Annotated in this window: 10 protein-coding genes; 7 read left to right on the top strand and 3 right to left on the bottom strand. The window is 59.0% G+C overall.

Annotated features, from left to right (window positions below):
* Positions 1–288 precede the first annotated feature (288 nt).
* The 6 genes from acnB (at position 289) to EBL_RS15635 (ending at position 7,616) form a co-directional block, all read left to right on the top strand.
* Entirely contained in the window at positions 289–2,886 is a 2,598-nt protein-coding gene (acnB, locus tag EBL_RS15660) for a bifunctional aconitate hydratase 2/2-methylisocitrate dehydratase (RefSeq protein WP_002464013.1), read from the top strand.
* Positions 2,887–3,094: 208 nt separating this feature from the next.
* Positions 3,095–3,460, top strand: a complete 366-nt coding sequence (gene yacL, locus EBL_RS15655; RefSeq protein ID WP_034920234.1) for a protein YacL — start codon at positions 3,095–3,097, stop codon at positions 3,458–3,460.
* Between the two features lie 194 nt (positions 3,461–3,654).
* Positions 3,655–4,611, top strand: coding sequence for a 2-keto-3-deoxygluconate permease 1 (locus EBL_RS15650; protein ID WP_002464011.1), 957 nt, complete (start codon positions 3,655–3,657; stop codon positions 4,609–4,611).
* Positions 4,608–5,879 carry a D-threonate kinase gene (gene dtnK / locus EBL_RS15645; RefSeq protein WP_002464010.1) on the top strand — a complete coding sequence of 424 codons (1,272 nt, stop codon included), beginning with the start codon at positions 4,608–4,610 and terminating at the stop codon, positions 5,877–5,879. Before EBL_RS15650 ends, dtnK begins: the two co-directional genes overlap by 4 nt.
* A complete protein-coding gene (locus tag EBL_RS15640) occupies positions 5,869–6,852 on the top strand; it encodes a D-threonate 4-phosphate dehydrogenase (RefSeq protein ID WP_002464009.1) in 984 nt (327 codons plus the stop codon). Before dtnK ends, EBL_RS15640 begins: the two co-directional genes overlap by 11 nt.
* 5 nt (positions 6,853–6,857) lie before the next feature.
* On the top strand, positions 6,858–7,616 hold the full coding sequence (locus tag EBL_RS15635) for a DeoR/GlpR family DNA-binding transcription regulator (protein WP_002464007.1): 759 nt from the start codon (positions 6,858–6,860) through the stop codon (positions 7,614–7,616).
* 30 nt (positions 7,617–7,646) lie between these two features.
* Here EBL_RS15635 and EBL_RS15630 read toward each other — a convergent pair whose 3' ends face one another.
* Complete coding sequence (locus tag EBL_RS15630; protein WP_002464006.1) at positions 7,647–7,994, bottom strand: YacC family pilotin-like protein; 348 nt, start codon at positions 7,992–7,994, stop codon at positions 7,647–7,649.
* A gap of 242 nt (positions 7,995–8,236) precedes the next feature.
* On the opposite strand from EBL_RS15630, the gene cueO reads away from it, so the two are divergent.
* Positions 8,237–9,808 (top strand): multicopper oxidase CueO, encoded by a 1,572-nt coding sequence (cueO, locus tag EBL_RS15625; protein WP_002464005.1) that lies wholly within the window; start codon positions 8,237–8,239, stop codon positions 9,806–9,808.
* Between the two features lie 37 nt (positions 9,809–9,845).
* Here the strand turns inward: cueO and EBL_RS15620 are convergent, their stop codons facing one another.
* Positions 9,846–10,616, bottom strand: coding sequence for an ABC transporter permease (locus EBL_RS15620; protein WP_002464004.1), 771 nt, complete (start codon positions 10,614–10,616; stop codon positions 9,846–9,848).
* Positions 10,613–11,539 carry an ABC transporter ATP-binding protein gene (locus tag EBL_RS15615; RefSeq protein ID WP_002464003.1) on the bottom strand — a complete coding sequence of 309 codons (927 nt, stop codon included), beginning with the start codon at positions 11,537–11,539 and terminating at the stop codon, positions 10,613–10,615. Before EBL_RS15615 ends, EBL_RS15620 begins: the two co-directional genes overlap by 4 nt.
* Positions 11,540–11,632: the final 93 nt, after the last annotated feature.

The raw sequence follows: 11,632 nt of genomic DNA, 5'->3' as shown, positions 1-11,632 counted from the left end.
GGCAGGGTATTTTTTGACTTTTAGGGGGATGTTGTCACTTATGGTGATTAGTCGCCTGCTTATGTTACCGGCGCGTGTCAGAAAACCCTCTGGCGGTATGATTTTTAAGTATTAACGATTCAGCTACAATTTTATGTTGTATTTTTGTAAACAATTTAACACTCCGCCAAAATCCTGCTATGCTGGCCGTCGCGGGCTCGCGCATAAACCCTACAAACTGCTGTCTCACAGGAGCGTGAAGAGAATCGGGCGGGCACCGTTTAAATAATGAGAGCGAGGAGAGACGTCGTGCTAGAAGAATACCGTAAGCACGTAGCTGAGCGTGCCGCCGAGGGGATTGTACCCAAGCCCTTAGATGCAACCCAAATGGCCGCACTCGTTGAGCTGCTGAAAAGCCCGCCTGCTGGCGAAGAAGAATTTCTGTTGGACCTGCTGACCAATCGCGTGCCGCCTGGTGTGGATGAAGCGGCTTATGTTAAAGCGGGTTTCCTTGCGGCTGTCGCCAAAGGCGAAGCATCCTCCCCGCTGGTTAGCCCGGAAAAAGCCATTGAACTGCTGGGAACCATGCAGGGCGGCTACAACATTCACCCTCTGATTGATGCGCTGGACAACGACAAACTGGCGCCCATTGCTGCGAAAGCGCTTTCCCACACCCTGCTGATGTTCGATAACTTCTACGATGTAGAAGAAAAAGCCAAAGCCGGTAATACCTACGCACAGCAGATCCTGAAATCCTGGGCGGAGGCGGAGTGGTTTTTATCCCGCCCGCAGCTGGCAGACAAGCTGACCGTAACCGTCTTTAAAGTGACCGGTGAAACCAACACCGACGATCTGTCCCCGGCGCCAGATGCCTGGTCACGCCCGGATATTCCGCTGCACGCCCTGGCGATGCTGAAAAACGCCCGTGACGGGATCGACCCGGATCAGCCCGGCAGTGTTGGCCCGATCAAACAGATCGAGGCCCTGAGCCAGAAAGGCTTCCCGCTGGCCTACGTGGGTGACGTGGTCGGCACCGGCTCTTCCCGTAAATCGGCAACCAACTCGGTGCTGTGGTTTATGGGCGACGATATCCCCTATGTGCCGAACAAACGCGGCGGTGGTGTGGTGCTGGGCGGCAAGATCGCGCCTATCTTCTTCAACACCATGGAAGATGCGGGCGCCCTGCCGGTAGAAGTGGACGTCTCTAACCTGAATATGGGCGATGTTATCGACATCTACCCGTACAAAGGGGAAGTGCGCAACCACGAAACCGACGAACTGCTGGCGACCTTTGAACTGAAAACCGACGTGCTGCTCGACGAAGTGCGCGCCGGCGGCCGTATCCCGCTGATTATCGGCCGCGGGCTGACCACCAGAGCCCGGGAATCCCTGGGGCTGGCGCACAGCGATGTGTTCCGCAAAGCGAAAGACGTGGCGCAAAGCAGCCGCGGCTTCTCACTGGCGCAGAAAATGGTTGGCCGCGCCTGTGGTGTGGAAGGTATTCGCCCGGGCACCTACTGCGAACCGAAAATGACCTCGGTAGGCTCCCAGGATACCACCGGGCCGATGACCCGTGACGAGCTCAAAGATCTGGCCTGTCTGGGCTTCTCTGCGGATCTGGTTATGCAGTCTTTCTGCCACACGGCGGCCTATCCGAAGCCGGTGGACGTTACCACCCACCACACCCTGCCGGACTTTATCATGAACCGGGGCGGCGTCTCCCTGCGCCCGGGGGATGGGGTTATCCACTCCTGGCTGAATCGCATGCTGCTGCCGGATACGGTGGGCACCGGTGGTGACTCCCACACCCGTTTCCCGATCGGTATTTCGTTCCCGGCAGGCTCCGGCCTGGTGGCCTTTGCTGCCGCAACGGGCGTGATGCCGCTGGATATGCCGGAATCGGTACTGGTGCGCTTTAAAGGGAAAATGCAGCCCGGGATCACCTTGCGTGATCTGGTGCATGCCATCCCTTACTACGCCATCCAGCAGGGTCTGCTGACCGTTGAGAAGAAAGGGAAGAAAAATATCTTCTCCGGCCGCATCCTGGAGATCGAAGGGCTGGCGGATCTGAAGGTTGAGCAGGCGTTCGAACTGACCGATGCCTCTGCTGAGCGCTCTGCGGCGGGCTGTACTATCAAGCTGGATAAAGCGCCGATCATTGAGTACCTGAACTCGAATATCGTTCTGCTGAAGTGGATGATCGCCGAAGGTTACGGGGATCGTCGTACGCTGGAGCGCCGTATTCAGGGGATGGAAAAATGGCTGGCGGATCCGCAACTGCTGGAAGCCGACGCCGATGCAGAATACGCCGCGGTGATCGACATTGATCTTAATGAGATCAAAGAGCCTATCCTGTGTGCGCCAAACGATCCGGATGATGCCCGCCTGCTGTCTACCGTTGCCGGGGATAAGATTGACGAGGTGTTCATCGGCTCCTGTATGACCAACATCGGCCACTTCCGCGCGGCGGGTAAACTGCTGGACAGCCACAAAGGCCAGCTGCCGACCCGTCTGTGGGTGGCACCGCCCACCAGGATGGATGCGGCTCAGCTTACTGAAGAGGGCTACTACAGCGTATTTGGTAAGAGCGGGGCGCGTATCGAGATCCCGGGCTGTTCACTGTGTATGGGTAACCAGGCGCGGGTAGCGGATGGCGCCACAGTGGTGTCTACCTCCACCCGTAACTTCCCGAACCGTCTGGGCACCGGTGCCAATGTGTATCTGGCCTCTGCGGAGCTGGCGGCGGTGGCTTCTCTGCTCGGCAAGTTGCCAACACCGGCCGAGTATCTGGCCTTTATTGGCAAAGTGGATGAGAGCGCGGCGGATACCTACCGCTACCTCAACTTTGACCAGCTGACCCAGTACACGGAAAAAGCCGACGGCGTGATTTTCCAGACTGCAGTGTAAGCAGGCAGTATCACCCGTAAGGGCCCTTCGGGGCCCTTTTTTATTGCCGGTTTGCCTGCGCTGCTGCACATTTGGCCGAACGGCTGCGTTATTGTTGTGAATTGTGGGGGCCGCCCGTTATGCCCACTGCTTTTCTGCCCCCGACCAGCGATAATAAAAGCATGGAGGCGAGGGGCAGTCACCTCGTCCCGGCTGTGAGGACAACATGATGGATTACGAATTTCTGCGCGATATTACCGGCAACGTTAAAGTACGTATGTCGATGGGCCACGAAGCCGTGGGGCACTGGTTTAATGAAGAAGTGAAAGACAACCTGGCACTGCTCAGCGAAGTTGAACAGGCCGCCGAATCTGTTAAAGGCAGTGAGCGCCAGTGGCAGAAAGCGGGCCACGAATATACCCTGTGGCTGGATGGCGAAGAGGTGATGATCCGCGCTAACCAGCTGGAATTCAGCGGCGATGAAATGGAAGAGGGCATGAGCTATTACGATGAAGAGAGCCTCTCCCTGTGCGGCGTGGAGGACTTTCTCCAGGTGGCCAGTGCCTACCGGGAGTTTCTGGCACATAACCGCTAATTTTTCGCACTTTCCCCACCAGTGCAGCAGGGCGCTGCTGCACTGTTTCCCGCCCTCTTGCCCGAATCCCAACCATGATTAAATAAAATCAAATCATCAGCTTGTAGTAATTCTAAAGTACAGCTGCGCCTGCTCTGGTTAATTTTTGACTGAATACAATCACGTTGATTAATTCCACTCAATGTGAGGCCAGTATGAATCTTAAACAGGCAATAGAAAAAATTCCTGGCGGAATGATGGTGGTCCCGCTGGTGTGTGGCGCGCTGCTGAATACGTTTACCCCCGGGGCCCTGGAAATTGGCGGCTTTACCAGCGCGCTGTTTAAACAGGGGGCACCTGCGCTTATCGGGGCCTTTTTGCTGTGTATGGGGGCCGGGATCAGTGTGAAAGCCGCCCCGCAGGCGTTACTCCAGGGGGGCACTATCACCCTGACTAAGTTACTGGTCGCTATTGTGCTCGGCCTGGGGGTGGAAAAATTATTTGGCGCGCAGGGTCTTTTCGGCCTGTCCGGTGTGGCGCTGATTGCCGCCATGAGCAACTCTAACGGCGGGCTCTATGCGGCCCTGGTCGGGGAGTTTGGCAATGAGCGCGACGTGGGGGCCATTTCGATACTGTCACTGAATGACGGGCCCTTTTTTACCCTGATTGCCCTGGGGGCCGCCGGTATGGCGAATATCCCGCTTATCGCGCTGGTGGCCGTGCTGGTGCCGCTGGTGGTGGGGATGACGCTCGGCAATCTTGACCCGCAGATGCGCGATTTTCTCACCCGGGGCGGCCCTGTGCTTATCCCCTTTTTCGCTTTTGCCCTCGGGGCCGGTATTAATCTGGAGACCCTGCTACAGGGCGGTATGGCGGGCATTTTGCTGGGCGTGCTGACGACCTTTATCGGGGGCTGGTTCACCATCCGGGCCGATCGCCTGGTGGGGGGCTCGGGGATTGCCGGGGCGGCGGCGTCCAGCACGGCCGGTAATGCGGTCGCCACACCGCTGGCGATAGCCCAGGCCGATCCGGCGCTGGCGGAGGTGGCCGCCTCTGCCGCCCCGCTGATTGCCACCTCGGTGATCACAACCGCCATTCTGACACCGTTACTCACCTCCCGGGTGGCGAAACGCTATGCCGCCAGACCGGCCCAGGGAGGGGAAAAAGCATGAAAATGGTCGTGATTGCGGATGATTTCACCGGGGCAAATGATACCGGCGTGCAGCTGGCCCGCAAAGGTGCCCGTACCGACGTGTTACTCAGCGAACGGCAAAGCCCGCTGCGGCGCTGCGATGTGCTGGTGATTAACACTGAAAGCCGGGCGCTGCCCGCAGATCAGGCGCGCCAGCGCGTGCAGGCCGCCCTGGCCCCCTGGTGCGGCGGCGGGGAGGCCGTGCAAATCTACAAAAAAATAGACTCCACCTTTCGCGGCAACGTGGGGGCGGAGATTGAGGCCGCCATGGCGGCCTGCGGGGCGGTGCTGGCTATTGTGGCGGCGGCTATCCCGGCCGCCGGGCGCACAACCCACAACGGGCGGTGCCTGGTCAACGGGGTGCCTCTGGACGAGACCGAGTTTGCCAGTGATCCCAAAACCCCGATCGTCTCTTCGCGGATCAAAACCCTGATCAGCCAGCAAACCCGCACCGGGGTTCAGGAGCTGGATCTTGCCACATTGCGCAGCCCGGCACTGCCGGAGCGGCTGAAGGCTGCAGGGCGCAGCGGCCCCTGCATTCTGGTGGTGGATGCCGAGTCTGATGCTGATCTGGCCCTGCTGGCCCGCCATGCCACAGCGCTGACCGTGCCCTACCTGCTGGTGGGGGCTGCCGGTCTGGCAAACACGCTGGACCCCCGCCTGTTTATGGCTCCGCGCCAGCCGTTGCCGGTGCTGGTTGTTGCCGGCTCCATGAGCGAGGCCACCCGGGAGCAGATTGCTTTTGCCGCCCGGGAGGATGCGGTCGGCATTGTCGATATCGATGTGGCCAGCCTGACAGGCAGCGAGCCTGCCGTTGCCTGTCGCCGGTGGGTGGCAGAGGCGGTGGCCCTGCTACAGGCCCGGCGGCATTGCGTGCTGCGCACCTGCCGCGATAGTGCGGATCGCCACCGTATTGACGGGCTCTGTGCCCGCAGCGGTCTGAGCCGCAGGCAACTGGGGGAGCGCATCAGCCGCGCACTGGGGGAGATCACCGTCGATATTATCCGCAACACCCGGCCAGGCGGCCTGTTTCTTACCGGGGGCGATATGGCTATCGCCGTGGCCCGGGCCCTGGGGGCGGAAGGCTACCGTATTGCTGCTGAGGTGGCCCCCTGTGTGCCCTGTGGCACCTTTATTAACAGCGATATTGACGATTTACCGGTGATAACCAAAGCCGGTGGGTTTGGTGGCATCACCACCCTGCGGGACGCATTACACTACGTTGAGGAGATGTACAGTGGCAAATAAGACAATTGCTATCACCATGGGGGATCCCGCCGGTATCGGCCCTGAGATCATTATTAAAACCCTGGCCCGGGGGGCGCTGGCGGGGGCCCCTGCGGTTGTGGTGGGCTGCCTGGCAACCTTGCGGCGTATTCAGGCCGCCGGGATTGTGCCTGCGGCAGAATTACGGCCGGTTCAGGCCGTCAGCGAGGCGCGCTTTGCCCCCGGGGTTATTCATGTTATCGATGAGCCGCTGGCCAGCCCCGGGGAGCTGGTGCCCGGGCAGCTTCAGGCCCAGGCCGGGGATCTGGCCTGGCGCTGTGTCACGCGGGCAACGGCGCTGGCGCAGGCAGGCCAGGTTCAGGGCATTGCCACCGCCCCGCTGAACAAAGAGGCGCTGCACCTGGCCGGGCACATGTATCCGGGGCATACGGAGCTGCTGGCGAGCTTAACGGGCTGTAAAGAGTACGCCATGGTGCTGTATACGGATACGTTAAAAGTCATCCACGTCTCTACCCATGTTGCGCTGGGGAGATTCCTCGCCACCCTGAATGCCCGGCGTATTGAGACGGTTATCGGGCTTGCGGACCGTTTTCTCCGGCGGGTGGGGTATAGCGCTCCGCGGATTGCGGTGGCCGGGGTAAACCCTCATGCGGGGGAGAATGGCCTGTTTGGCGATGAGGAGATAACCACGGTGACCCCCGCGATCATGGCGGCCCGTGCCCGGGGTATTGACGTGCAGGGCCCGTGCCCGCCGGATACGGTCTTTCTGCAGGCCCGGGAAGGGCAGTTCGACATGGTGGTCGCCATGTACCATGACCAGGGACATATTCCGCTGAAACTGCTGGGGTTCTATGACGGGGTGAATATTACCGCCGGGTTGCCTTTTATCCGGACATCGGCAGACCACGGAACCGCGTTTGACATCGCCTGGAGCGGAAAAGCCAGCCCTGAGAGCATGGCTGCCGCCGTCCGGCTTGCCATCGCGCTTGCGTAATCACCATGAAGCAGCAGCGCCGCCTGGAGCAGATCCTCGACTATCTGAAAAGCCATAATCTGGCCACGGTCGGGCAACTGGTGGCCGCGATTGATGCCTCTCCGGCCACCATCCGGCGCGATCTTATCCGCCTGGACGGGCAGGGGATGATCACCCGCAGCCACGGCGGCGTTGTGCTTAACCGGTTTATTCCCGGCCAGCCGACAACCGGCGAAAAACAGTGGCGCAACCGGCAGCAGAAGCTCGCCATTGCCCGTTACGGCGCAAGCCTGATTAACCCGGGGGATACGGTTATCCTGGATGCGGGCACCACCACCCTGGCGCTGGCGCACCAGATCACCCATTTACCCCTGCGGGTGATCACAACCGATCTGCATATCGCGCTTTTTCTGGCGGCCAGTCAGCAGATTGAGGTCACCATCACCGGCGGGCGGATTGATGATTCCAGCCAGTCCTGCATTGGCGATCACGGCCGCCGTTTGCTGCGTGGTATCTACCCTGATGTGGCGTTTATCAGCTGTAACTCCTGGAGCCTGGAAAAAGGGATCACTACGCCCACGGAGGAGAAAGCCGGGTTAAAGCAGGATTTAATTGCCAGTGCCCGGCGCCGGGTACTGGTGGCAGACAGCAGCAAATACGGGGCCTATTCCATGTACTGTGTGGCCCCGCTGGCCACGCTGACGGATATGATAACCGATGGCGCACTGGCTACTGAGGTGGTCAGGCAACTGAAGGTGCTGCCCGGTAATCTGCACCTGGCCTGATTACCGGCAACCTGAAATAGGGGGAGGGGGTTATTTTACGTAGGCCAGCAGGCTCAGGGAGTCCCGGGACAGCGCTTTACATTTTTTCTCCACCGGCACGGCAATACCGCTCAGATCGCGGTAGCTCTCTTCGCCCATGGCTTTCATGTTGAAGCTGTCGTAATTGCTTAAATCCCACTGATTTTGCTGGGCGAAAAACACCAGCGCGCGCCTGATCTGACTATTCGGTAAATTCTGGTAGCCACAATCATTTTTCAGAAAAACGAACACCGCGGTCAGGTCTGCTATATCTTCTGCTTCAGACTCACTCAACGCATGGCTGCTGGCAGAAAAGCTAAGAATGCTGCTCAGCAATGTCACCCTGACAAACTTCTTCATCGTGTCTACCACTCATTTCCGGGGTGTAGACGTTACCATATTTCGGAGGATTCCAGTGATAATTATTACGCCGTATTTCCCGGTTTTACGTCATTTTCATTCTACGCCTGGCGCAACATAAGGACAGCACAGAGCACTTAATCGCGTCAGCATAAAGTATGACACACTCATCTTCTGGTAACCTGTGCCACTCTGGTCAGAAAAGATGCGCAGGGATGCCGACACACTATAAGGAACTGAAAATGGAGCGTCGTCAGTTTATCAAGTTGTCCGCTGCCCTCGGGGCATACAGTTTGTTACCGTTGTGGAGCCAGCGTGTATACGCGGCGGGTCTGCCGCCGTTACCGATCCCTGAGCTGCTGGAGCCTGATGCCAGCAGCACCATCAAATTACGTATCCGCCAGGGGAAAACCCGCATGGCGGGCCACAATGCCACTACCTGGGGATATAACGGCAACCTGCTGGGGCCGGCGCTGAAACTTAAGCGCGGCAAGCCGGTGACTATCGCCATCAACAACGGGCTGGCGGTCCCTACCACGGTTCACTGGCATGGCCTGGAAGTGCCGGGCGAGGTTGACGGCGGCCCCCACGGGATAATCCCCCCCGGGGGCGATCGCCAGGTGTCGTTTACCCCGGAACAACCCGCCGCCACCTGCTGGTTCCACCCGCATCTGCACGGTCAGACCGGGCACCAGGTGGCCCAGGGGCTGGCCGGGCTGGTGCTGATTGATGATACCCCCGCCCTGCAACTGATGCTGCCAAAGCAGTGGGGAGTTGATGATATTCCGCTGATTATCCAGGATAAACGCTTTGATAATCAGGGTAATATCGATTACCAGCTGGATGTTATGAGCGCGGCAGTGGGCTGGTTTGGCGACACGCTGCTGTGTAACGGTGTCGCCTACCCGGAGCACGCCACCCCCAAAGGCTGGCTGCGTTTGCGGATACTGAATGGCTGTAATGCCCGCTCCCTGAATCTTGCCGCCAGCGACGGGCGCCCGCTGTATGTGACAGGCAGCGACGGTGGCCTGCTGGGTGAGCCGGTACAGCTGAGTGAACTGGCGATGATGCCAGGGGAGCGCTTTGAAGTGCTGGTGGATACCAGCAACGGCAAGCCGTTTGATATTGTCACCCTGCCGGTATCGCAGATGGGGATGAGCATCGCCCCCTTTGACCAGCCCCGGCCGGTGGTGCGGATCCAGCCGTTACGCATCCCCGCATCCGGGTTGCTGCCGGATACGCTGATCCCCCAGGAGCGGCTCCCCTCCACCGACGGTCTGGAGGTGCGCACGCTGCAACTGGGTATGGATCCGCGGCTGGATATGCAGGGTATGCAGGCGCTGATGGAGCGCTATGGCGCCCAGGCAATGGGCGGCATGCACCATGGTATGGGCAATATGCATCAGGGCATGGGCGGTATGCACCAGGGCATGGGGGAGCACGGTGCCCACGGCGGCGGCTCGCTGGATCTGATGCATGCCAACACCATCAACGGCAAACCCTTCGATATGAACCAGCCGGGCTTTGCGGTGCCGCTGGGTAAATACCAGCGCTGGATCATTTCCGGGGAGGGCGACATGATGCTGCACCCGTTCCATATTCACGGCACCCGGTTTCGCATTCTGAGTGAGAACGGCCAGCCGGTAGCGGCCCATCGTCAGGGCTGGAAGGATATGGTCCGCGTGGAAGGGAAGCGCAGTGAGGTACTGGTGAAGTTTGACTATGTGGCCCGGGCAGAGCACGCCTATATGGCCCACTGCCACCTGCTGGAGCACGAAGATACCGGCATGATGGTCGGGTTTACTGTCGGCTGACAAGGGTAGCCCCCGCCCGCAGGCGGGGGCTATCGCGTCAGGTGCGCAGGCCGCGCCCGCTCTGGATAAGCCACCAGCACAGGGCATAGAAGGCGATAATAAAGACCACCAGCACGCCAAAGGTCAGGCTGAGCGCCACATCATGAATGCCGAGAAAGCCAAAGCGGAACCCGCTTATCATATAAACGATAGGGTTCAGACGGGACAATCCCTGCCAGAACGGCGGTAACAGCGCCAGGGAGTAAAACACCCCGCCCAGGTAGGTCAGCGGTGTCAGCACAAATGTCGGGATCAGGCTGATATCGTCAAAGGTTTTGGCGAATACCGCGTTGAGCAGACCGGCCAGCGAAAACAGCACCGCCGTCAGCAACAGGGTCAGGGCGACAAACAGCCAGGAGTGCACCTGGAAGGGGACAAAAAATAGCGAAATCGCCGTTACCAGAATGCCCACGCACAGCCCGCGCGCCACGCCACCGCCCACATAACCGGCAATGATCACATGGGTGGGAACCGGTGCCACCAGCAACTCTTCAATGTTGCGCTGGAACTTCGCGCTGAAGAAAGAAGAGGCCACGTTCGCGTAGGCGTTGGTGATCACCGCCATCATAATCAGCCCCGGGACGATAAACTGCATATAGCTAAAGCCATGCATATCGCCGATCCGGGAGCCGATTAAATTGCCGAAGATAATAAAATAGAGCGTCATGGTGATCACTGGCGGAACCAGTGTCTGAACCCAGATGCGCATAAAACGGTGGATCTCTTTGGTCCAGATGCTCTTCAGGGCCACCCAGTACAGGCGCATCATGCGGATTCCCCTTTTTTCTTGTGTACCAGTGAAACAAATAACTCTTCCAGGCGGTTAGCCTTGTTGCGCATACTCAGCACCTGAATCCCCTGGGCGCTTAGCTGGGCGAAGACACTGTTAATGCCCTGTTCGCGCAGCACTTCCACCTCCAGGGTGGCGGTGTCCAGAAGCCGGTATTTATAGCCCTCCAGCTGCGGAAGGGCGCTTTTAGCGGCCAGATCGAGGATAAACGTCTCCGATTTCAGGGTCGCCAGCAGGGCTTTCATGGTGGTGTTCTCCACCAGCTCCCCGTGCTGAATAATACCGATATGGCGGCAGAGCATTTCTGCCTCTTCCAGATAGTGAGTGGTGAGAATAATGGTGGTGCCGCCGTCGTTCAGGTTCTTCAGAAAACCCCACATGGAGCGGCGCAGCTCAATATCGACCCCGGCGGTGGGCTCGTCAAGGATCAACAGCTTCGGTTCATGCATCAGCGCTCTGGCAATCATCAGGCGGCGCTTCATCCCGCCGGAGAGCATTCGCGCGCGCTCGTTGCGTTTTTCCCACAGATCAAGCTGGGTGAGGTACTTCTCGCTGCGGGCGATCGCGTCTTTGCGATCCACACCGTAATAGCCCGCCTGGTTGACCACGATCTGCTGTACGGTTTCAAACGGGTTAAAGTTAAACTCCTGGGGGACCAGCCCCAGCTGGCGCTTGGCGTTGACCACATCGCGGTCCAGATCATAGCCAAAAACGCGCACCTGGCCGGAGGTCTTATTCACCAGCGAGCTGATAATACCGATAGTGGTGGATTTCCCGGCACCGTTAGGGCCCAGCAGCGCGTAAAAATCGCCGGCCTCCACCTGTAAATCGATACCCCGCAGGGCCTGCACGCCCCCGGCGTAAGTTTTGGTGAGTTGCGAAAGTTCCAGTGCAATTGTCATGAATGTAATATCGCCTGTGATGACTTTTTTGATAATTTCTGCAGCCCGGCCTGCTGGCACAAAGGCATCAGAATATATCGGGTTTAAAAAGAA

It is taken from the genome of Shimwellia blattae DSM 4481 = NBRC 105725, from assembly GCF_000262305.1.
GTDB lineage: Bacteria > Pseudomonadota > Gammaproteobacteria > Enterobacterales > Enterobacteriaceae > Shimwellia > Shimwellia blattae.
Note: the sequence above shows the minus strand (reverse complement) of the source record. Positions and strands in the feature narration are given on the sequence as shown.